General features: G+C 75.3%; 23 protein-coding genes. 17 read left to right on the forward strand and 6 right to left on the reverse strand.

The features are described from left to right. Positions 1 to 8: 8 nt before the first annotated feature. On the reverse strand, positions 9 to 1160 hold the full coding sequence (locus GOBS_RS05600) for an Mrp/NBP35 family ATP-binding protein (RefSeq protein WP_012947327.1): 1152 nt from the start codon (positions 1158 to 1160) through the stop codon (positions 9 to 11). A gap of 303 nt (positions 1161 to 1463) precedes the next feature. On the opposite strand from GOBS_RS05600, the gene GOBS_RS05605 reads away from it, so the two are divergent. The 3 genes from GOBS_RS05605 to GOBS_RS05615 are packed head-to-tail and all read left to right on the forward strand — an operon-like array spanning position 1464 to position 2835. Further along, complete coding sequence (locus GOBS_RS05605) at positions 1464 to 2234, forward strand: AzlC family ABC transporter permease (RefSeq protein WP_049788539.1); 771 nt, start codon at positions 1464 to 1466, stop codon at positions 2232 to 2234. Then, a complete protein-coding gene (locus GOBS_RS05610; RefSeq protein ID WP_012947329.1) occupies positions 2231 to 2548 on the forward strand; it encodes an AzlD domain-containing protein in 318 nt (105 codons plus the stop codon). The genes GOBS_RS05605 and GOBS_RS05610 overlap by 4 nt, the downstream gene beginning before the upstream one ends. Positions 2549 to 2598: 50 nt before the next feature. Next, on the forward strand, positions 2599 to 2835 hold the full coding sequence (locus tag GOBS_RS05615; RefSeq protein WP_012947330.1) for a hypothetical protein: 237 nt from the start codon (positions 2599 to 2601) through the stop codon (positions 2833 to 2835). 137 nt (positions 2836 to 2972) lie between these two features. Here GOBS_RS05615 and GOBS_RS05620 read toward each other — a convergent pair whose 3' ends face one another. Then, on the reverse strand, positions 2973 to 3587 hold the full coding sequence (locus GOBS_RS05620; protein ID WP_012947331.1) for a MerR family transcriptional regulator: 615 nt from the start codon (positions 3585 to 3587) through the stop codon (positions 2973 to 2975). 72 nt (positions 3588 to 3659) lie between these two features. Here GOBS_RS05620 and GOBS_RS05625 point away from each other — a divergent pair, with 72 nt between their 5' ends. Then, the gene (locus GOBS_RS05625) at positions 3660 to 4130 is read left to right on the forward strand and encodes a DUF4188 domain-containing protein (protein ID WP_012947332.1); all 471 of its coding nucleotides are present in this window, start codon (positions 3660 to 3662) and stop codon (positions 4128 to 4130) included. Between the two features lie 149 nt (positions 4131 to 4279). Here GOBS_RS05625 and GOBS_RS05630 read toward each other — a convergent pair whose 3' ends face one another. Together GOBS_RS05630 and GOBS_RS05635 are read right to left on the reverse strand one after the other, a co-directional pair. Next, the gene (locus tag GOBS_RS05630; protein WP_012947333.1) at positions 4280 to 4801 is read right to left on the reverse strand and encodes a DUF1003 domain-containing protein; all 522 of its coding nucleotides are present in this window, start codon (positions 4799 to 4801) and stop codon (positions 4280 to 4282) included. After that, positions 4794 to 6032, reverse strand: coding sequence for a magnesium transporter MgtE N-terminal domain-containing protein (locus tag GOBS_RS05635; protein WP_012947334.1), 1239 nt, complete (start codon positions 6030 to 6032; stop codon positions 4794 to 4796). The genes GOBS_RS05630 and GOBS_RS05635 overlap by 8 nt, the downstream gene beginning before the upstream one ends. A gap of 100 nt (positions 6033 to 6132) precedes the next feature. Here GOBS_RS05635 and GOBS_RS05640 point away from each other — a divergent pair, with 100 nt between their 5' ends. From GOBS_RS05640 to GOBS_RS05650, 3 genes are all read left to right on the forward strand, one after another. After that, positions 6133 to 7002 carry a PhzF family phenazine biosynthesis protein gene (locus tag GOBS_RS05640; RefSeq protein ID WP_012947335.1) on the forward strand — a complete coding sequence of 290 codons (870 nt, stop codon included), beginning with the start codon at positions 6133 to 6135 and terminating at the stop codon, positions 7000 to 7002. 161 nt (positions 7003 to 7163) lie between these two features. Further along, positions 7164 to 8024: a DMT family transporter gene (locus GOBS_RS05645; RefSeq protein ID WP_012947336.1), complete on the forward strand. Its 861-nt coding sequence runs from the start codon at positions 7164 to 7166 to the stop codon at positions 8022 to 8024. 60 nt (positions 8025 to 8084) lie between these two features. After that, entirely contained in the window at positions 8085 to 9038 is a 954-nt protein-coding gene (locus GOBS_RS05650) for an HpcH/HpaI aldolase/citrate lyase family protein (RefSeq protein WP_012947337.1), read from the forward strand. Positions 9039 to 9101: 63 nt separating this feature from the next. Here the strand turns inward: GOBS_RS05650 and GOBS_RS29215 are convergent, their stop codons facing one another. Beyond that, positions 9102 to 9629, reverse strand: coding sequence for a DUF4190 domain-containing protein (locus GOBS_RS29215; protein ID WP_012947338.1), 528 nt, complete (start codon positions 9627 to 9629; stop codon positions 9102 to 9104). Positions 9630 to 9776: 147 nt separating this feature from the next. On the opposite strand from GOBS_RS29215, the gene GOBS_RS05660 reads away from it, so the two are divergent. After that, positions 9777 to 10976 carry an acyl-CoA dehydrogenase family protein gene (locus GOBS_RS05660; protein ID WP_012947339.1) on the forward strand — a complete coding sequence of 400 codons (1200 nt, stop codon included), beginning with the start codon at positions 9777 to 9779 and terminating at the stop codon, positions 10974 to 10976. A 126-nt stretch (positions 10977 to 11102) separates the two neighbouring features. Here the strand turns inward: GOBS_RS05660 and GOBS_RS05665 are convergent, their stop codons facing one another. Further along, a complete protein-coding gene (locus tag GOBS_RS05665) occupies positions 11103 to 11804 on the reverse strand; it encodes a DUF4230 domain-containing protein (protein ID WP_012947340.1) in 702 nt (233 codons plus the stop codon). 131 nt (positions 11805 to 11935) lie between these two features. On the opposite strand from GOBS_RS05665, the gene GOBS_RS05670 reads away from it, so the two are divergent. The 9 genes from GOBS_RS05670 (at position 11936) to GOBS_RS27120 (ending at position 20958) form a co-directional block, all read left to right on the forward strand. Then, the gene (locus GOBS_RS05670) at positions 11936 to 12874 is read left to right on the forward strand and encodes an NADP-dependent oxidoreductase (RefSeq protein WP_012947341.1); all 939 of its coding nucleotides are present in this window, start codon (positions 11936 to 11938) and stop codon (positions 12872 to 12874) included. A 94-nt stretch (positions 12875 to 12968) separates the two neighbouring features. After that, a complete protein-coding gene (locus GOBS_RS05675; protein WP_012947342.1) occupies positions 12969 to 13289 on the forward strand; it encodes an EthD family reductase in 321 nt (106 codons plus the stop codon). Then, on the forward strand, positions 13286 to 14836 hold the full coding sequence (locus GOBS_RS05680; protein ID WP_012947343.1) for an acetolactate synthase large subunit: 1551 nt from the start codon (positions 13286 to 13288) through the stop codon (positions 14834 to 14836). The genes GOBS_RS05675 and GOBS_RS05680 overlap by 4 nt, the downstream gene beginning before the upstream one ends. Positions 14837 to 14951: 115 nt before the next feature. Continuing rightward, positions 14952 to 16451: a hypothetical protein gene (locus GOBS_RS05685; protein WP_012947344.1), complete on the forward strand. Its 1500-nt coding sequence runs from the start codon at positions 14952 to 14954 to the stop codon at positions 16449 to 16451. 102 nt (positions 16452 to 16553) lie between these two features. Next, on the forward strand, positions 16554 to 17057 hold the full coding sequence (locus GOBS_RS05690; protein WP_012947345.1) for an OsmC family protein: 504 nt from the start codon (positions 16554 to 16556) through the stop codon (positions 17055 to 17057). Positions 17058 to 17136: 79 nt separating this feature from the next. Further along, positions 17137 to 17610 carry a hypothetical protein gene (locus GOBS_RS05695; RefSeq protein ID WP_012947346.1) on the forward strand — a complete coding sequence of 158 codons (474 nt, stop codon included), beginning with the start codon at positions 17137 to 17139 and terminating at the stop codon, positions 17608 to 17610. Positions 17611 to 17622: 12 nt separating this feature from the next. Further along, a complete protein-coding gene (locus GOBS_RS05700; protein ID WP_012947347.1) occupies positions 17623 to 20079 on the forward strand; it encodes a DUF3376 domain-containing protein in 2457 nt (818 codons plus the stop codon). Positions 20080 to 20095: 16 nt separating this feature from the next. Then, positions 20096 to 20617, forward strand: coding sequence for a hypothetical protein (locus GOBS_RS05705; RefSeq protein ID WP_012947348.1), 522 nt, complete (start codon positions 20096 to 20098; stop codon positions 20615 to 20617). 197 nt (positions 20618 to 20814) lie between these two features. Next, positions 20815 to 20958, forward strand: coding sequence for a hypothetical protein (locus GOBS_RS27120; protein ID WP_012947350.1), 144 nt, complete (start codon positions 20815 to 20817; stop codon positions 20956 to 20958). Positions 20959 to 20994 lie beyond the last annotated feature (36 nt).

Below are 20994 nucleotides of genomic sequence, written 5' to 3' on the forward strand. Positions count from 1 at the left end.
GGGTCAGCTCAGTGGCGGACCGGGGTGAGCCCCAGCGACATGCCCGACAGGCCGCGCTGGCGGGTGGCCAGGCCGTCGGCGATCCTGGCCAGCGCCTGCGCCGCGGAGGACGCGGGGTCGGCCAGCACCACCGGTGCACCGGCGTCCCCGGCCTCGCGGACCCGGGTGTCCAGCGGGATCTGGCCCAGCAGCGGCACCCGGGCACCGAGGGTGCGGGTGAGCGCGTCGGAGACCGCCTCGCCGCCGCCGGAGCCGAAGACCTCCATGCGGCCGCCGTCGGGCAGGTCCAGCCAGGACATGTTCTCGATGACGCCGACCACCTGCTGGTGGGTCTGCGTGGCGATCGCGCCGGCCCGCTCGGCGACCTCGGCGGCGGCCAGCTGCGGCGTCGTCACCACGAGGATCTCGGCGTTGGGCAGCAGCTGGGCGATGGAGATCGCCACGTCGCCGGTACCGGGCGGCAGGTCGAGCAGCAGGACGTCGAGGTCGCCCCACCACACGTCGGCGAGGAACTGCTGCAGCGCGCGGTGCAGCATCGGCCCGCGCCACACCACGGGGGTGTTGCCCGGGGTGAACATGCCGATCGAGATGACCTTCACGCCGTAGGCCTGCGGCGGCATGATCATGTTGTCGACCTGGGTCGGCTTGTCGTCGACGCCGAGCATCCGCGGCACCGAGTGGCCGTAGATGTCGGCGTCCACGACGCCCACCGACAGGCCCTTCTTCGCCAGCGCGGCGGCCAGGTTCACCGTGACCGACGACTTGCCGACGCCGCCCTTGCCCGAGGCGACGGCGTACACGCGGGTCAGCGAGCCGGGCTGGGCGAACGGGATGACCGGCTCCGGGGCGTCGGTGCCGCGCACCGTCTTGCGCAGCTCGGCGCGCTGCTCGTCGTTCATCACGTCCAGGCCGACCTGCACCGAGGTGACACCGGGGACGGCGGACACGGCCTGGGTGACCCGGTTGGTGATCGTCTCGCGCATCGGGCAGCCGGAGACGGTGAGGTAGACCTCGACGCGGACGGTGCCGTCGTCGGCGATCTGGACGTCCTTGACCATGCCGAGCTCGGGGAGCGGGCGGTTGATCTCCGGGTCCTGGACGGTGGCCAGTGCGGCGTTGACGGCGTCGAGCGCCGGCGCGCCGGTCAGCGGGGCGGACATCTGTGCGTCTGTCTCCTTCGACGGGGGACCCGGTCCGGTCCGCCGAGGAGCGGCGGTGACCTGCGTTCACGGGCCTGCTGCCACTGTACGGCCGTCGCGCGGGTCGGCCGTCGCGCGGAGGGTGATCTACTGCTCAGCCGGGCGGTCAGCCCACCGGTACCGGCGTGCACGGGCCGCCGCACACGGCGTTGCGGGTGACCTCGGCGCGGTGGAGCTGCGCGTCGGCCTGCACCGTCAGCCGCTCCGGTGCACCTCCTCGGAGGGGTGCGGGGCCGGCACGGCTGCCTGGCTAGCCTCGCTGCCGTGTCCGCTGCCCGCACCGCCACCCTCCGCGACGCCGTCGGGCTGGGCCTGGCGGTGGGCCTCTACGGGGTGGCCTTCGGCGCCGCCGCGGACGCCGCCGGCCTCGACGTCTGGCAGGCGCTGGTGCTCTCCGCGCTGATGTTCACCGGCGCTTCCCAGTTCGCCCTGGTCGGGGTCCTGGGCGCCGGAGGGAGCGGGCTCGCCGCCATCGGCAGCGCCCTGCTGCTGGGCACCCGCAACACCGTCTACGGGGTGCGGCTGGCCCCGCTGCTCGCCCCCCGCGGCGTGCTCCGCCGGGTCGGCGCCGCGCACTGGGTGATCGACGAGACCACCGCGATGGCCGTCGCCGCCCCGGACCGCGAGCTGGGACGGCTGGCGTTCTGGGCCACCGGGGCGACCATCTACGTCGGCTGGAACCTGACCACGGTGCTCGGCGCACTCGGCGCCTCCGGACTCGGGGGCACGGCCCAGGCCGCGCTGGACGCCGTCGTCCCGGCCGCGTTCCTCGCGCTGCTGTGGCCCCGGCTGCAGCGCACGTTCCCGGAGGCGGCGGTGCAGCGACGGGTCGCCGTCGGCGGGGCGGTCGTCGCGCTCCTGCTCACCTCGGTGGTGCCGGCCGGTGTGCAGGTGGTGGCGGCCGTCGTCGCCGTGGCGCTGGCGGGCCGGCCGCGTCGCGAGGAGGTGGTCCAGGCGGGCGAGCTCGGGAGCCCGCCCGAGGACGGCGCAGCCCCGCGGACGCGGCCGACGAGCGCCGGCGAGGAGGACTCGTGAGCGGCGGGTCGCTGTGGACGGTCGTCCTGGTCGCGGCCGTGGGCTGTTACCTGCTGAAGCTGGCCGGCCTGTCCGTGCCGGCGGCCTGGGTCGAGCACCCGTGGGTCACCCGCGTCGTGGAGTTCGTCCCGGCGGCGCTGCTGGCCGCGCTGGTCGCCGTCCAGGCGGCGACCTCCGGTCCGGACCTGGTGGTCGACGGGCGGCTGGCCGGGCTGGCGGTCGCCGCGCTCGCGCTGGCGCTGCGGGCGCCGTTCATCGTCGTCCTGGTGCTGGCCGGGGCGACCGGGGCGCTGGTGCACGTCCTCGCCGGCTGACCCGGCGCGGCAGGCGGCCGGGTCGGCGGGTGCCGCGCAGGAGGGGCGGCGTGCAGCCGACCCGTGACCGCGTGTCCGCCCCGGTCCTGCCGGCCTGCGTGGCGCTCGGCCCGGTCGCCGGGGCGCTCGCCAAGGCCGCCGACGAGTCCGGCCTGCGCTGGGCCGCCGACCTCGCCAGCCACCCGGCGGCCTGGGTGCTCGCCGTCGCGCTGCTCGGTGGGGCGGCTCCGACCGTGCGCGCCGCAGCGACCCGCTCGGCGGCGTTCTCCGCGGCGTACCACGCGTGAGCGGCGCTGGTCCTCGGCTTCGGCTGGAGCCGGCTGCAACGGCCGCACCCGGCTGTGGGCGCTGGTGCTGCTGGCACCCGCGACCTGGCTGGCCGGCCGGGGCCTCGACGTCCTGGCCGCACTGCTCGGCTGAGCCCTCAGCAGTCGCCGGGGAACCGGCGGCGGGAGGCGTCCTCCTGGGCCAGCCGGCGCAGCGCCAGCAGCACCGGCTCGAGCAGCACGGTGTTGACCACCACGAAGCGGACGGCCTCGGCCACGGAGCCGGTCGGCACGTCGGCGACGTCCTGCTCACCGATCCGGCCGGCGGCCTCGGCGTAGCGGTCCAGCAGCTCGTCGGTCGGGGCCGCGCCGGCGGCGCGCAGAGCCTCGAGGGCGGCGGCCAGCGCGACGAGGGCGGGGGAGTCCTCGGCCACCCGCCACCCTCGGCGCCGCAGGACGGCGCGGGCCTGCTCGAGGTCGGCCGTCCCCTCGGGCCCTACCCCGGGCAGCGCCCGGTGGGCGGCGCCCAGGGCCGCGTGCACCGAGGTGTCCGGGGTGTCGACGGCGGCCAGCACGGCGCGCGCCCGCGCCACGGAGAGGCCGCCGGGGCCGAGCAGGGCGCGCACCAGCCGCAGCCGCTCCAGGTGCTCCTCGCCGTACCGCGCCCGGGTCGCACCGGTCAGCTCGCCCGCCGGCACGAGCCCCTCCCGCAGGTAGTACTTCACCGTCGCCACCGGGACGCCGGCCCGGCGGGCCAGCTCGGAGATCTGCACGCGCTCCCCTCGACATTGGATAGTGACACTCTCTAGTGTTGGGTACTCGCACTATCCAACCAGGAGGACGGCATGGCACGCATCGCCCGGGGCCGCTGGACCCACACGCACGAGGGGGACCTCACCGTTTTCCTGATCGGCATGCGCATCAACCGGCCGTGGCGGCTGGACGCCTGGTTGCCGGTGTTCCTCGCCATGCCGCGGATGCTCCGGGAGCTCGCGGCCGACCCCGCGTCGGGCTTCCTGGGGCACCGGCTGGCGATGGGACCGGACGGTCCCCTGGTGGTGCAGTACTGGCGCCGCCCCGAGGACCTCTACCGCTACGCCACCGACACCGGTGCCGGACACCGGCCCGCGTGGACCGCGTTCAACCGGCGGGCCCGCCGGATCCCGGGTGCGGTCGGCATCTGGCACGAGACCTACGAGGTCGCGCGGGCGGAGAGCGTCTACGTCGACCTGCCCACCCAGGGGCTGGCCGCCGCCACCACGCCCCGCCCGGTGACCGGACGGCTGGACCGCGCCGCGGCCCGCCTCGCCGGCTGAGGGAGGACCCCTCCCAGGCCACCGCGCCGAGCTGCGAGAGGGCGGCCCCTCTGCAGGACCCAGCCGCTAGCCCCGTCCCGGGTCCCGCCCCGAGCCTGCCAGAGGTGGGGAGGACGGGGTCCTTCCACGGTGGGGGCAGAGGGGTCCTCTCACTCGCGGGCGGCGGCCTCCCGCTTCTTCCGCGCCTTCCGCTCCCGCCGCTCGGCGTCCTCGGGGGTCTCCTCGGTCAGCCGGTTGAGCTCGCCGCGGATGAAGTCGCGGGTCGCGAGCTCGCCGATGGCGACCCGCAGCGCGGCCAGCTCGCGGGCCAGGTACTCGGTGTCCGCGCGGGTCTGGGCCGCCCGCGCCCGGTCCTCCTCGGCCTGCACCCGGTCGCGGTCGGCCTGCCGGTTCTGGGCCAGCAGGATGAGCGGCGCGGCGTAGGCGGCCTGGGTGGAGAAGGCCAGGTTGAGCAGGATGAACGGGTAGGGGTCCCACTGCAGCCGGACGGCGAAGACGTTGAGCGCGATCCAGACGATGACGATCACCGTCTGGACGGTGAGGAAGCGGCCGGTGCCGAGGAACCGGGCGATCGCCTCGGCGAAGCGGCCGACGGCGTCGGGGTCCAGCCGCAGGACGTTGCCGAAGCCGCGGGCACCGCGGGGGACGTCGAGCCGGCGGCTCTCAGCCACGGCGGGCCCGCTCGCGCCAGTCCTCGGGCAGCAGGTGGTCGAGGACGTCGTCCACGCTCACCGCGCCGACGAGCCGGCCCTGGGCGTCGACCACCGGCGCGGCGACCAGGTTGTAGGTGGCGAAGTAGCGGGTGACCTCGGCCAGCGGCGCCTCCGGGCGCAGCGGTTCCAGGTCGTCGAGCACCCCGCTGACCAGCGTGGACGGCGGGGTGCGCAGCAGCCGCTGGATGTGCGCCAGGCCCAGGTAGCGCCCGGTCGGGGTGGCCGACGGCGGCCGGCAGACGTACACCTGGCTGGCCAGCGCCGGGGACAGCTCGGGCTCGCGCACCCGGGCCAGCGCCTCGGCGATGGTGGCGTCCGGGGTGAGGATCACCGGCTCGCTGGTCATGATCCCGCCGGCGGTGTCCTCGGTGTACTGCAGCAGCTGGCGCACCGGCTCGGCCTCGTCGGGCTCCATGAGCTCCAGCAGCCGGTTGCGGTCGACGTTGGACAGCTCGGCCAGCAGGTCCGCCGCGTCGTCGGGGTCCATGACCTCCAGGACGTCGGCCGCCCGCTTCTCCTCCAGCGTGCCGAGAATGGTGATCTGGTCGGCCTCGGGCAGCTCGCCGAGCACGTCGGCCAGCCGCTCGTCGTCGAGGGCCTCGGCGACCTCGTGCCGCCGCTGGATCGGCAGGTCCTGCAGCGCGTGGGCGACGTCGGCGGCGTTGAGCTCGCGGTAGGTGGCGATCAGCGTCTCGGCGCCCTGCCCGGTCTGCGGCAGGGCCAGCCCGGTCACCTCGTCCCAGGCCAGCTGGTGCAGCTGCCCCCGCCGGCCCAGCCGCCCGGGCTCCTGCACGGCGAGCCGGGAGAGCACCCAGTCGCCGGTGCGGTTCTGCTCGATGCCGGCGTCGACGACGGTGGCCGGCCGGCCGGACTCCGCGATCTGCACCCGGCGGTCGAGCAGCTCGCCGAGCACCAGCGTCTCGCCGCGTCGCTGCTCGAAGCGCTTGAGGTTCAGGGTGCCGGTGGAGAGCACGACCGAGCCGGGGTCCAGCGTGGTCACCCGGCCCATCGGCACGAAGATGCGGCGGCGGGCGACCACCTCGACGACCAGGCCCAGCACGCGCGGCGGCGCCGTCCCCACCCGCAGCGCCACGACCACGTCGCGGACCTTGCCGACGCGGTCGCCGTTGGGGTCGAAGACGGGCAGCCCGGCGAGCCGGGAGACGTACGCCCTGGTCGCCGTGGTCACGAGTCCTCCTCGCTGGCGCTCGTCGTCCCCGTGCCGGGGTGCTGTGCCCATGCGTGACCTCGCCAGCTCGGTCACCGAGCAGCGAGGCTACCGTCGAGCCGTGGCCGCCCCCGGAGAGCTGGACTACGAGGTCGTCGACGTCTTCGCGCCGCGCGCCTTCGCCGGCAACCCGCTGGCCGTGGTCTTCGACGCCGACGACCTCTCCACCGACCAGTGCCAGGCGCTGGCCGACGAGTTCCACCTGTCGGAGACGTCGTTCCTGTCCGCTCCGACCGAGCCGGGTGCTTCCTACCGGGTGCGCATCTTCACCCCCTACGCCGAGCTGCCCTTCGCCGGGCACCCGAGCGTGGGCGCGGCGCACACGCTCGTGCGCGCCGGCCGGCTGCCCGCCGGCACGCTGCGCCAGGAGTGCGGTGCCGGCGTCCTCGACGTGGTGGTCGACGACGACGGCGCGACGCTGTCCGGTGGCCGCCCCACCCTCGAGGACGGCCCCGACCCGGCCGCGCTGGCCGAGGCGCTGGGGCTCTCGGCCGCCGACGCCGTCGGACTGCCCGCGCACGTCGCCGGCTGCGGCCTGCCGTTCGCCTTCCTCGCCGTCCGCCCGGAGGTGGTGGACGACGCCGCGCCGGTCCCCGCGCTGCTCGGTGGGCACGGCGTGGGGGAGGGCGTCTCGGTGCTGTCCTGGGACGGCGCGACCGCCGCCGCCCGCGCCCGGGTGTTCGCCGCCGACCTGGCCTGGGGCGAGGACCCGGCGACCGGCTCGGCGGCGCTCGGCACCGGCGTCTGGCTGGTCGCCGCCGGGCTGCTCGCGCCGGAGGGGACGTCGTCCTACGCCGTGCACCAGGGCGAGGCGATGGGCCGGCCCTCGCTGCTCTCCTGCACGGTGACCGCCTCCGGTGGCCGCGCGGTCGCGGCCACGGTCCGCGGCGCAGTGGTCCCGGTCGCGCGCGGCCGCATCCGGGTGCCTTGAGAAAGGACCCCCTTGCCCCCCGCCACTCGGGGAAGGACCCCGTCCTCCCCACCCCTCGCAGGCTCGGGGCGGGACCCGGGACGGGGCCGGGGTCCCTGCAGGAGGGCCGTGGGGCCGGGGCCTGGGCGGTGCACCGGCCCGGTGGGCGGGACGTCGCGATCATGGCCGTCGCCGTCGTCGGCGTCTCGCTGTCGGCGCCGCTGACCACGATGCTGGCCGCGCCGATGCTCGCGCTCGCGTTCTGGCGCAACCTCGGCGGCGCGGCGGTCCTGCTGCCGGTGCTGCTCGTGCGCGAGCGCCGGGTCCTCGCCGGGTTGCGACCGCGTGACCTGACCAGCTCCGTCGTCGCCGGCCTCTTCCTCGCCGCGCACTTCGCCGCGTGGCTGCCCAGCCTGTCGATGACGACGGTCGCCGCCTCCACCGCGTTGGTGACCACCACCCCGATCTGGACGGCGCTGGCCGCGCGGGTCAGCGGGGTGCGGCTGCCCGCCGCGACCTGGTGGGGGCTGGTGCTGGCGGTGCTCGGCGTCGCGCTGATCGCCGGGGTGGACGTCACGGTGAGCCTGCGCGCCCTGGCCGGGGACGGGCTGGCGCTGCTCGGCGCGCTCTGCGCCGGCGGGTACGTGCTGGCCGGGGCGCGGGCGCGGCAGCGGCTGTCGACCTCGGCGTACGCGGTGGTCTGCTACTCGGTGTGCGCCGCGGTCGTCGCCGTCGCCGCCGTCGTGGTCGGCGACCCGCTCGTCGGCTTCACCGCGCGGGACTGGGTGCTCATCGCCGCCATCACCGTCTGCGCCCAGCTGCTCGGGCACACGCTGTTCAACCTGGTGCTCTCCTCGGTCGGCCCGACGATGGTGAGCCTGGTGATCCTGCTGGAGGTGCCTGGCGCCCTGCTGTTCGCGCTGGTGCTGCTGCAGCAGGTGCCCCCGCTGCTGGCCCTGCCCGGGGTGGCCCTGGTGGTCGTCGGTGTCGGCCTGGTCGTCCGGGCCAGCCGCCCGGCGGGTCTGGCCGAGCCCGGCACCTGAGGGCCCGCGCAGGCCGTCGCTACCCTCCGGTGGACCCGATCCCGATCAAGCGGAGGCACCGTGGCCGAGCTCCGATCCCGCCGTTCCAACCTGGCCGTCCCGGGCAGCAACCCCCGGTTCCTGGAGAAGGCCAAGGGCCTGGCCGCCGACCAGGTGTTCCTCGACCTGGAGGACGCGTGCGCCCCGCTGGCCAAGCCCGGTGCCCGCAAGAACATCGTCGCGGCGCTGAACGAGGGCGGCTGGGGCGACAAGATCCGCACCGTCCGGGTCAACGACTGGACGACGGAGTGGACCTTCCAGGACGTGATCGAGGTCGTCGGCGGTGCCGGCGCCGACCTCGACTGCATCATGCTGCCGAAGGTCCAGGACGCCGCTCAGGTGCAGGCGCTGGACATGCTGCTGACCCAGCTGGAGAAGGCCAACGGCCTGGAGGTCGGCCGGATCGGCATCGAGGCGCAGATCGAGACCGCGCAGGGGCTCATCAACGTCAACCAGATCGCGTTCGCCAGCCCGCGGATCGAGACCATCATCTTCGGCCCGGCCGACTTCATGGCCAGCATCAACATGAAGTCACTCGTGGTCGGCGCCCTGCACCCCGACTACGCCGGGGACCCCTTCCACTACATCCTCATGCAGATCCTCATGGCCGCCCGCGCCCGCGGTGTGCAGGCCATCGACGGCCCGTTCCTGCAGGTGCGCGACGTCGAGGCGTTCCGCGAGGTGGCCAAGCGGTCGGCCGTCCTCGGGTTCGACGGCAAGTGGGTGCTGCACCCGGGCCAGGTCGACGCGGCGAACGAGATCTACTCGCCGTCCCAGGAGGACTACGACCACGCCGAGCTCATCCTCGACGCCTACGACTGGGCGACCTCGGAGGCCGGCGGCAAGAAGGGCTCGGCGATGCTCGGCGACGAGATGATCGACGAGGCCAGCCGCAAGATGGCGCTGGTCATCGCCGGCAAGGGCCGGGCCGCCGGCATGCAGCGCACCTCGACCTTCACCCCTCCTGAGTCCTGAGCCCGGTACGACGACGGCCCGCCCCGAGAGCACCCGGGCGGGCCGTCGTCGTGTGCGGCGCGACTACGGCGCGAAGGCGCCCGACGAGCCGGCCGCGGCCAGCGCGAGGAAGAAGAACAGGAAGGCCAGCACGGCCAGCGCGGTGCCGATGCCGCCGATGATGATCCCGGCCAGTGCCAGACCGTCGCCCTGCTCGTGGGTCTGCCGGATCTGCCGGCGGGCCACGATGCCGAGCACCAGCCCGACCGGGCTGAACACGAAGGCCATCACCAGCGCCAGGATCGCCAGGGTGTTGGTCGGCCTCGGGTAGCCGTAGCCGGGCGGCGGGCCGTAGCCGGGCGGGCCGTACCCCGGCTGGCTCCACGCGGTCTGGCCGTAGCCGGGCGGCGGGCCGTACGCCGGCTGGCCGCCGTACCCCGGCGGGGGACCGTAGCCGGGCTGGGTGCCGTACCCCTCCTGACCGCCGGCGGAGGTGGACCCCTGCGTGCCGTAGGAGTGCAGCGGCGGGTGCCCGGGCTGCCGCTGGCCCTCGACGCCCGCGGGTGGCTGTGCGGAGTCGGGGGCACCGCGGTGGGGCTCGTCCTGCGTCATCGTCGTCCTCCCACGGTCGGCGGGTCCTCGTGCGGAACGCTAGACGCGCCGGGCCCCGGGGAGTGACCAGGCGCACGCGGACGGCGTCCTGCGGTGGCCCATACTCACCGGTAACCCGGACACCGGAGTCCCCGGAGGAGCGACGCGATGACCCGTCTGGCGCAGACCGCCGACCTGACCGACATCCAGCAGGAGATCCTGTCGACGGTCAGGACCTTCGTCGACAAGGAGATCATCCCGCACGCGCAGGAGCTCGAGCACGCCGACGAGTACCCGCAGGAGATCGTCGACGGGCTCAAGGAGCTGGGCATCTTCGGGCTGACGATCCCGGAGGAGTTCGGCGGTCTCGGTGAGTCGCTGCTGACCTACGCGCTGGTGGTCGAGGAGATCGCCCGCGGCTGGATGAGCGTCTCCGGCGTCATCAACACCCACTTCATCGTCGCCTACATGGTGATGCAGCACGGCACCCAGGAGCAGCGCGACCGGCTGCTGCCGCGCATGGCCACGGGCGAGGTGCGCGGGGCGTTCTCGATGTCCGAACCGGGGCTGGGCTCCGACGTCGCCGGCATTCGCACCAGGGCGGTCCGGCAGGCCGACGGCGACTACGTCATCGACGGCCAGAAGATGTGGCTGACCAACGGCGGCAGCTCCACCCTCGTCGCCGCGCTGGTGCGCACCGACGAGGGTGCGGAGAAGGCCCACCAGAACCTGACGACGTTCCTGGTCGAGAAGCCGGCCGGTTTCGGCGAGGTCGTCCCCGGCATCACCATCCCCGGCAAGATCGACAAGATGGGCTACAAGGGCGTGGACACCACCGAGCTGGTGTTCGACGGCTACCGGGCCGAGGCCTCCGACGTCCTCGGCGGCGTCCCCGGCCGGGGCTTCGCCCAGATGATGGACGGCGTCGAGGTCGGGCGGGTCAACGTCGCCGCGCGCGCGTGCGGCATCTCCATCCGCGCCTTCGAGCTGGCCATCGCCTACGCCCAGCAGCGGGAGACCTTCGGCAAGCCGATCGCCCAGCACCAGGCGATCGCGTTCCAGCTGGCCGAGATGGCGACCAAGGTCGAGGCCGCGCACGCGATGATGGTCAAGGCCGCGCGGCTCAAGGACGCCGGCAAGCGCAACGACGTCGAGGCCGGCATGGCCAAGCTGCTGGCCAGCGAGTACTGCGCCGAGGTGACCACCCAGTCCTTCCGGATCCACGGCGGCTACGGCTACTCCAAGGAGTACGAGATCGAGCGACTCATGCGCGAGGCGCCGTTCCTGCTCATCGGCGAGGGCACCAGTGAGATCCAGAAGACGATCATCAGCCGGGGCCTGCTCAAGGAGTACGCGCTCAAGCGCTGAAGAAGATCCCCCTGCCCCCCACTCGCAGGTCCGCGGCGGGACCCGGCAGGGGGTCTGATCAGCCGGCGCCGGAGGTCGTGCTCTGCCCACCACCGTGGGCAGAGCACGACCTCCGGCGAGGAGACCTCAGCCGTCGCCGTCGGCCGGCTCGTCGAAGGTGACCTCGACCTGCTGGACGCCGAGGGAGCGGGCCAGGCCGGTCAGCATGTCCCGGGTGTTGGCCTCGGCGCGCTCGCGCAGGTCGCTCCGCGTGGCCGCGGCGGCCAGCCGGTCCTCGGCCAGCGCGTACAGCTCGCTGTCGTCGACCGGGTTGTCCTCGAGCGCGTCGCCGACCCGCTGGAGCAGCCCGCGGTCGCGGTCCAGGACGCGGCTCTGCGCCGGGTCGATGCGCACCTCGCCCAGCTGCGGGGCGGGCAGCGCGATGGTCGCCGACGTGCCGTCGGGGGAGAGGGTGACCCGGCCGGCGTCCAGCCCCTCGAGGTCGACGTAGGCGTCGGCGGTGCCGGTGGCCAGGAAGCTGACCTGCTCGCCGCTGATCACCGACGGCACGTACCGGGTGTCCACCTCGCGGTCGACGACGACCTGGAAGGTGCCGGTCGCGGCGTGGTACTCCGACAGGTCCTCCAGCGCCAGCAGCAGCGGAGGGGTGCTGCGGTCGACGACGTCCTGACCGAGGGGGTTGTCGGGCAGCCAGTCGGCCACCTGGAAGCCGGCGGGCACCAGCAGCGCCAGGCCGATCCCCGCGGCCACCAGCTTGGGCCGCAGGCGACGCCGTCGACGCGGGGCCGGGTCCAGGGAGACGGGGCGGGACGGCAGCAGCGTGGGCATGCTCGGCCTCTCGGGTCGGGGGCGGGCGTGCGGTGGCTCACCCGTTCAGCGACGTTCCCGCGGCTCCCATTCCCGACACGCCGGGCCCACCCGCGGGAACAGGGCCGGCCGGCGTCGGCGAGGCTTCGGGCATGAGAGCTGTCGGGGTGACCGAGTTCGGTGGGCCGGAGGCCCTGCACGTCGTCGACGTCCCGCCCGAGCCGCTGGGGCCGGGCCAGGTGCGGGTACGGGTGACCGCGGCGGCGGTCAGCCCCACCGACACCCACCTGCGCGAGGGCGCCTACGCCGGGCGCGACCCGGTGCAGGAGTTCCCGTACGTGCCCGGGATGGACGCCGCCGGCGTGCTCGCCGAGATCGGCCCGGGCACCGACACCGACCTGCAGGTCGGCGACCGGGTGATGGCGATCGTGGTGCCCACCGGCGCGCACGGCGCCTACCGGGAGGACCTGGTCCTGCCGGCCGGCTCGGTGACCCGCGCGCCGGCGGGCAGCACCGACGCCGAGGCCTCGACCCTGCCGATGAACGGGCTCACCGCGCGGCTGGCGCTGGACCTCATGGGGCTGCAGCCCGGCCAGGTGCTGGCGGTGACGGGCGCGGCGGGGGCGTTCGGCGGCTACGTCGTCCAGCTGGGCAGGGCGGACGGGCTGACCGTGGTCGCCGACGCGTCGGAGGCCGACGAGCAGCTGGTCCGGGACCTGGGTGCCGACGTCGTCGTCCGGCGCGGGGACGACGTCGCCGACCGCATCCGCGCGGAGTTCCCCGACGGCGTCGACGGGCTGGCCGACGGCTCGGTGCAGGACGCGGCCGTGCTGCCGGCCGTGCGGGACGGCGGGGCGGTGGCGACCGTGCGCGGCTACCGGGGGGACGGCTCGGGCCGGGTCCGGGTGCACCCGACGCTGGTGCGCCGGGTGGCCGAGGACCGGGTGGCGCTCGACCGGCTGCGGGAGCAGGCCGAGCAGGGCGTGCTGACCCTCCGCGTGGCCCGCACCCTGCCCGCCGAGGACGCCGCCGAGGCGCACCGGCTGCTGGCGCGCGGCGGCGTCCGCGGGCGGCTGGTGCTCACCTTCTGAGGCCGGGCCCCGCGGTGGCGGGAGGTCGTCCGGTCCTGACAGGGTGAGGGGGTCCCGGGCAGCGGAGCCCGGCGTGGTGCGGAGGTGTGGTGCGATGGTGCACAGACTCGTCGTCAGCTACGGGCAGCCCGACGACCCGGCGGCGTTCGACGCGTACTACCGCGACACGCACACCCCGCTCGCCACGAGGATGCCCGGCCTGCTCCGGCTGACCACCGGCTCCCCGCAGACGCTGGACCCGACGCAGCTCGCGCCCTACCTGGTGGCGGAGCTGGACTTCGAGTCCGAGCAGGCGATGGGTGCGGCGTTCGCGTCCGAGGAGGGGAAGGCTGCGGCCGGTGACGTCGCCCGGTTCGCCACCGGCGGCGCGACCATGACGCACTACGAGCTGAACGAGGTGCACGCTCCCCGGTGAACGGCGCGCAGGCACTCATCCGGACCCTCGTCGGCGCGGGCGTCGACGTCTGCTTCGCCAACCCCGGCACGTCGGAGATGCACTTCGTCGCCGCGCTGGACGACGTCCCGGAGATGCGCGGCGTGCTGACGCTCTTCGAGGGCGTCGCGACCGGCGCCGCCGACGGGTACGCGCGGATGGCCGGGAAGCCGGCGGCCACGCTGCTGCACCTCGGCCCGGGGCTGGCCAACGGACTGGCCAACCTGCACAACGCCCGCCGGGGCCGCGCGCCGGTGGTCAACGTCGTCGGGGACCACGCCCGCTCGCACAAGCGGCTGGACGCGCCGCTGGAGTCCGACCTCGACGCGCTGGCCGGCGCGGTGTCGGGCTGGCTGCGCCGGTCGCTGTCCCCGGCCGACGTCGCCGCCGACGCCGCCGACGCGGTCGCGGAGTCGGCCCGCCGCGGCATCGCCACGCTGGTGCTGCCCGCCGACGTCTCGTGGGAGGACGGCGCCGAGCCGGCCCCGCCGCAGCCGGGGCGCCCGGCTCCGCAGGTGGCACCGTCCGTGGTGGACGACGTCGCCGCGGTGCTGCGCTCCGGCGAGCCGACCGTGCTCTTCCTCGGTGGGGACGTCGTCGGCAGCGAGGCGGCGCTGCTGGCCGCCGGTCAGGTCGCCGCCGGCACCGGCGCGCGGCTGATGGCCGAGACGTTCTCCGCGCGCGCGGTCCGCGGCGCCGGGCTGCCCGAGCTGACCAAGCTGCCGTATCCGCCGGAGATGGCGATCGCCGCGCTGGTCGGGACGCGCCACCTGGTGCTCGCCGGCGCGACCTCGCCGGTGCACTTCTTCGGGTACCCGGACGTCCCGGGGACGCCGGTGCCCGAGGACTGCACGGTGCACGTGCTCGCCGCACCGGGGGAGGACGGCGTCGCCGCGGTGCGGGCGCTGGCCCAGGTCGCGGCACCGGACGCGCGCGCGGAGCTGCTGGAGGCGTCCCGTCCCGAGCTGCCGACCGGCGAGCTGACGCCGCGGGCGATGTCGGCCGTGGTCGGGGCCCTGCTGCCGGAGCGGGCCGTCGTCGTCGACGAGGTGCTGACCTCCGGCGTCGGTCTGGCCGAGCTGACCTCGGGTGCGCCGCGGCACGACTGGCTGTCGCTGACCGGCGGGGCGATCGGCGACGGGCTGCCGATGGCCGTGGGCGCCGCGGTGGCCTGCCCGGACCGGCCGGTGCTCGCGCTGCAGGCCGACGGCAGCGCCATGTACACCATCCAGGCGCTGTGGACGATGGCCCGCGAGCAGCTCGACGTCACCGTCGTCGTCTGCGACAACGGCTCCTACGCGATCCTCGAGAACGAGCTGTCCCGGGTCGGCGCGGCCGAGGACGGCAAGCGCGCCGGCGAGCTGCTGCACCTGGGCGGGCCGTCGCTGGACTTCGTCGCGCTGGCCACCGGCATGGGCGTGCCCGCGACCCGGGCCACGACCGCGGAGGAGCTGGCCGAGCAGCTGCGCGCGGCGCTCGCCGCCCCCGGCCCGCACCTGGTGGATGCGGTGCTGCCCGGCCGCCGCTGAACCACTGGCGGGTCCTCGCGCGACTCCCCGGCCGGGCCTTGCCCTGCCCGGGACCGCGACGCACAGTGCGAGGGGCGGTGACGCACGTCACCCGGTGACCGAAGGAGCTCATGCCGTGTCCCTGCACCGCAACCGGTTCCTGCACCTCGCCGCCGCCACCTGCCTGGGCCTCGGCGCTGTCGTCGCCACCGGGACGCCCGCCCTGGCCGGTCCGCCCGGCTCCGCGCAGCCGCCGGGCGGGGCCGAGGAGCACCCGCCGCCGGGCTCGGAGGACTGGCAGCCGGTCCAGGAGTCGCCGAGCGAACCCCTCTACGACGTGGACTGGGCCATCGCCGACCCCCGCTACGACTACGACCCCGCGACCGGCCGGGGCGCGGAGTTCATGCCGCTGACCGACCAGACCGGCGTCCTGATCAGCCGGGTGCTGTACGGCGTGCACCGGGGCGCCGCCTACCGGATCGAGGTGCCCCTGGACTGGAACGGCGACGTCGTCTTCTGGGAGCACGGCTACCGGGGCACGGGCACCACGCTGTACGTCAGCGACCCGAGCTACGACCTGCGCCGGACCTACGTCGAGAACGGCTACGCCTGGGCGGCGTCGTCCTACAGCGCGAACCGGTACGACATCGAGGCCGGCGTGCGCTCCACCGAGGCACTCGCGAAGCTCTTCGACCGGCTGGTCGGCCGGGCCGACCAGCGCTACCTGCAGGGCGTCTCGATGGGCGGGCACGTCATCGGCGTCCTGCTCGAGCGCAACCGGGGCGTGGAGTGGGACGGCGCCGCGCCGATGTGCGGCGTGATGGGCGACGTCGAGCTGTACGACTTCTTCCTCGACTACAACCTGCTGGCGCAGACGCTCGCCGAGGTGGACGCCTACCCCTTCCCCGAGGACTACCTGACCGAGGCCGTGCCGGACATCAAGGCCGCGCTGCGGACCCCGCAGGGGACCCTGAACGAGCGGGGTGCGGTCTTCCGCGACCTGGTCACCGAGATCTCCGGCGGGCCACGGCCCGGTGACGACGCCGCCTTCGGCTTCTGGGAGGCGGAGAACTTCGTCTACGGCGTCGTCGCCACCGAGCCCGGGGGTCTGGACGGGGTCGCGCCCGGTGCCGTCTGGACCAACGCCGACACCGACTACCCGGACGAGCTCGTCGTCGCCGGCGGCTTCGTCTTCGCGGACGGCGAGTCGCTGGACGAGCGCGTGGAGCGGGTGGCCCCGGCGCCCCAGGCCCGGCGCACCGGCCCGTCGGCCTCCGTCCCGGACATCAGGGCGTCCTTCGACGTCCCCGTCCTGTCGGTGCACACCCTCGGCGACTACTTCGTGCCGTTCTCGATGGAGCAGTACTACGCCGCCGAGGCCGCCGAGCAGGGCACGTCCGACCTGCTGGTGCAGCGGGCCGTCCGGGCCGCCGGCCACTGCGAGTTCACGCCGGAGGAGGCGGAGGCGCAGTTCCTCGACCTGGTGCAGTGGGTCGAGGAGGACGAGCGGCCCGCGGGCCAGCCGGTGCTCGACCGGGACGTGGTCGCCTCGCCGGACTACGGCTGCGCGTTCACCACGCCGGTCCGCACCGGCACGCGGGTGCTGTACTCCACCTGCCCGGCGACCGGGAGCTGAGCCGAGGGCGGCCGCACCCTTCTCGTGACCGCCGCCTGACACGGGCCCGAGGGCGGACCCCGGCCGTGAGCATGGGGGTCTCGACGACACCGGGAGGCCGGGATGGACGCCGCACAGCTGCGGGACCTGCAGGCACCGATCAAGCAGCGCTACCGGGACGAGCCGGCGTCCGCGTGCGTGACGATGCACGCGGAGGCCACCTTCGCCGACCCGGGCGTCACCGCCACCGTGCAGACCTGGGCCGGACCCGCCCGCGCCGGGCTGCACCCCTCCACCGGCGGCGACGGCAGCGACGCCTGCTCCGGCGACATGCTGCTGCAGGCCCTGCTGGCCTGCGCCGGGGTAACCATGCGCAGCGTGGCCACGGCGATGGGCGTCGAGATCCGCTCGGCGCGGCTCACCGCGCGGGGCGACATGGACGCCCGCGGGACGCTCGGCGTCTCCAAGGAGGCGCCGGTCGGCCTGGGCGCGATCACGGTGGACGCCGAGCTGGACACCGACGCCGACGACGCCACCCTCACCAAGCTGGGTCAGCTCACCGAGCGGTACTGCGTGGTCGCCCAGACCCTGGCCCAGCCGCCGCACCTCACCGTCCGCCGCGCCTGACCGTCCGCCGCGGACGGCTCCGGCCCCGCGTACCGGCAGGTGTGACGCGGCGGTGACGCGCGGGCGTTAGACCTCGCCCATGACACAGACCGCCCCACTGGCCGTCCTCGACCCCGAGAGCCCCTTCGTCGCGCTGTCGAAGCAGGCCGACCTGCGGGTGTCCGTCCGCCGCACCCTGCGGGCCGGGACCCTGACCGGGACGCCGGTGGAGGACCCGGGCATCACGCCGGACCACCGGCACGAGATGACCCGCCTCGACGTGCTGGAGAACGACGTCGACCTCGTGGAGCGGGCCGGCCAGCTGCTCGCCGCGATGCCGCGCCGCCGGCTGGACGTGACCGCCTCCCTCTCCGGCGACGCGCTCACCCTCGAGGTCGACGTGACCGGTGCCGACCGGCTCGACGTGTACGTCGACGACCAGCCGCGGGCCAGCGCCGACGCCACCGACGAGCACCGGACGATCACCGTGGACGGTGTCCCCGGCGCCCGGGTCGTACGGGTCGAGGGCTTCGCGGCCGGCGAGCTGGTCGCCGCCCGGACGCTGCGGGTCTGAGGGGAGGCGCACGTGTCCGAGCCGCGCACCCCGGGTCGCTCCCGGCAGGAGGTCCGCCTGGCCCTGGTCCTCAACGGCGGGGTCAGCCTGGCCGTGTGGATGGGGGGCGTCACCCACGAGATCGACCTGCTCCGCCGGGCCTCGCGCGTGGCCGCCGGCGAGTCGGAGGCGGACGTCGGCGGCGTGGCGGACCACGACCGGGCGGGGTTCGACGCCTGGGTCGACTACTGCCGGAGGGCGGACGTCGGGGAGGTCGTCGTCGACGTCATCGCCGGCACCAGCGCCGGTGGGCTCAACGGCACGCTGCTGGCCACGGCGGTGGCCCGCGGCGTGCCGCTGGACCCGCCCGGCGGCGGCACCGGCCCGCGCCTGCGCCGGGTGTGGGACGAGCGCGCCCGGCTGCAGGAGGGACACCTGCTGCGCGCGCCCGGGGAGGAGCCGCTGCCGAGCTTCCTGGACGGCGAGTACTTCCAGGACGCGGTCCGCGACGAGGTCAGGGGCACGGGCGGGAACGGCGACCGCGGGACCCCGGTGACGCTCTTCGTCACCGCCACCGCGCTCGGACCCGCCAACCGGCCGCACGTCGACTCCTTCGGCCAGGCCTTCGACGTGTCCGACCACCGGCGGCTGTACCGCTTCCGTCGCACCGAGGCCGACGGCGTCGGCTACCGGCCCCACGAGGGGGAGGCCGACGAGTCGTGGTGGCCCCCGGCCATGGTCGACGAGTTCGCCGGTGAGCGCGCCGAGACGGCGCTGATCACCGCCGCCCGCGCGTCGGCCTCCTTCCCGCTGGCCTTCACCCCGGTGCGCGAGGGACCCGAGCTCGCCGGGCGCCGGGTGCTGCCGGCCGCGTCCGTCGAGCCGGAAGGCGACCGGTGGCTGGTGGACGGCGGCGTCCTGGACAACGCGCCCTTCCAGCCGGTGCTCGACGCGATCGGCCGCAGGCCGGCCACCGGCCCGGTACGGCGGCTGCTGGTGTACGTGGTGCCCTCCCGCGGGCAGGCCTCGACCGGCCTGGACCGGGCCGACCCGCGCGGGTCCGCGGAGGCGAACGGGGACGGCGCCCGGTACCCCGACTGGAAGGCCATCCTCGGCGCGGCTGTGGGCTTCCCGCGGGAGGGCGACGTCCGAGCGGACATGGAGTACACGGTCGAGCTGCTGGCGCGGGCCGACGGGCGCCAGGCCGGCCCCGAGGCGCTGCTGCGCGCCGAGCTGGCCGGCCGCAACGGGATCGCGGACGGCCTGGTCGACCAGTACCGGCGGGCGCGGGCGGTCGGCGGACTGTTCGACGTGCGCACCATCCTGGCCGAGGCCAACGAGGGCCGTGGGGTGGTGCTCGCGCCGCCGTCCCGCGTCCAACTGGAAGAACTGCTCGACCAGGACCTGCCCTGGGTGCCGCCTCGCGGAACGGGGCTGGACCCGGGCCCCGGCGGCTGGGCCTGGGGCCTGGGCACCGCCGAGCGGGTGTGCCGGCTGCTGGCCGGAGACCTCCGGGACCGCGTCGCCGAGGACGAGGAGGTGGACGCCGACGCGATCGGGGAGGTGACCGCCGCACTGACCCGGGTCGAGGCGGTGCGGGACGCGGTCTCGGCCCGTCTGGCCACGCACGCCGCGGACGCCCCGACCGGGGACGTCGAGTGCGGCGAGTGGGCGCGGGGGCACATCGACGCGCTGCGGGTCCCGGCCGCGTTGGCCCACTGCGTGCAGCAGGCCGCCCGGGGATACGCCGCCGCCCTTGGTGGCTCCCTGGACCCGGCCGCGGTGGTCCGTGCGGCGCTGGCGGTCGAGGTGGCCTCCCAGGCCTTCACCGCCTACGGGCCGTTCCGGCGGACCGCCCCGTTCCGGCTGCTCCGCCTCGGGCCGGACGTCGACAGCCCGTTCGTGGACACCGGCGAGGACGCCGCGCGACGGGCCCGCGGGTTCGGGGACACCAAGCTGTACGGCACCCGGGTCCTGCACTTCGCGGCGTTCGGCCTGGCCGCGTGGCGCGCGTGGGACTGGACCGCCGGCCGGCTGGACGCGCAGGTGCACCTCGCGCGTGCGCTGCTGCCCGAGGACGCCGGGACGCGCGCCTGGCTGACCGACTGGCTCACCGACGTCCAGACCCGCACGGTCGAGGACGAGCTGGGGGAGACCCCGGCCGGGTGGGCGAGCAGGCGGCAGGAGCTGTGCGGGGTCAGGAGCGGGGACCTCGTCGGCGGGCTGTACCGCACCAAGGCCGGGCGGCAGCTGCTCCGCTCGGTCGCCGACGCCGCCACGCGTGCCCTGCCGCACGAGCTGGCGCTCGACCAGCGGGGTCGGCTGCTCAACTCGCTCGTGGCCCGGAAGCCGCAGCGACGGCTGCCGCCGCTGTGGGCCCCGATCATCCGCTGGGGGGTCCGGAGGCGGGTGGTGAAGGAACTCAAGGACCTCGGCCGCGCCCCCGCCGGCAACGGGGCGAGGTCGGGTCAGCAGCCCGCCGGGACGTGACCAGGGAGGTGGGACGGTGCCCAGGACACAGGCGGCGGAGCGGGCCGCTCCGCGGACCGACCAGGTCGGGACGCTGGCGACGCTGACCACCGCCGGCCTCCTCGCGACCGTCGGTGCTGCGCTGGTGCTAGTGCTGGTGCTGGTGTTGGTGCTGATGCCGGTGCTCGACGACGACGTCTCGCCCTGCTGGTGGACCGCCGTCGGGTTCGCCTTCGTCTTCGGCGTGGTGGCCCTGGTGGCTACCGTCGCAGCCGTGCTGCGCCGTCGGGCGGCCATCGAGGAGGGCGGGCAGCCCACCGGAGGCGACGTCGGCGAGCCGGCGACTCCGAGGCATGCCGTGGTCCAGCCTTCGGCGGGCGTCTCGCCGGCTGAGCTCTCCGAGACGAGGGCGGCGATCGACGCGATGGTGGCAGGGCTGCTGCGACGGGTCGGGGACGAGGCGTTCCAGCGCCTGGAGACGGCCGACGCCGGGTCGACCGATGGGACCAACGCAGGGACTCAGGGTGGCGGCTCGACTCGCATCCCCTCAACAGGGTGAGACGGCATGACGACCGAGGTCCGGGTCGGGGTCATCGCGGGGTCGCCGTCATCGCGTTGATCGGGTCGCTGATCAGCGGCGACGTGTCCCGGTCCGCCCCACGGCCGGACACGACCGGAGCCTCGACGACGAGTGCGGCGCCGGCCGATCCCACGGGCACCGACCCACCGGCCGGCGAGCTCCCCTCGTGCCCGGCGGTGTACGAGCACTACCGACGCATCGTCCTCGCGGACGCCAATGCGCTGACCACCGCTGACGCGGGGGGCATGTCACCGCTGAGAGCCGATCCGGACGCGCGCCGCTGCGGCCTGTCCGAGGTCGCACTGCAGGCGATGCGCTGACCGGCGCGACCGCACCGCCGCTGCGCCGAACACCTC

Origin of the sequence: Geodermatophilus obscurus DSM 43160, assembly GCF_000025345.1 — a bacterium.
GTDB classification, from domain to species: Bacteria; Actinomycetota; Actinomycetes; order Mycobacteriales; family Geodermatophilaceae; genus Geodermatophilus; species Geodermatophilus obscurus.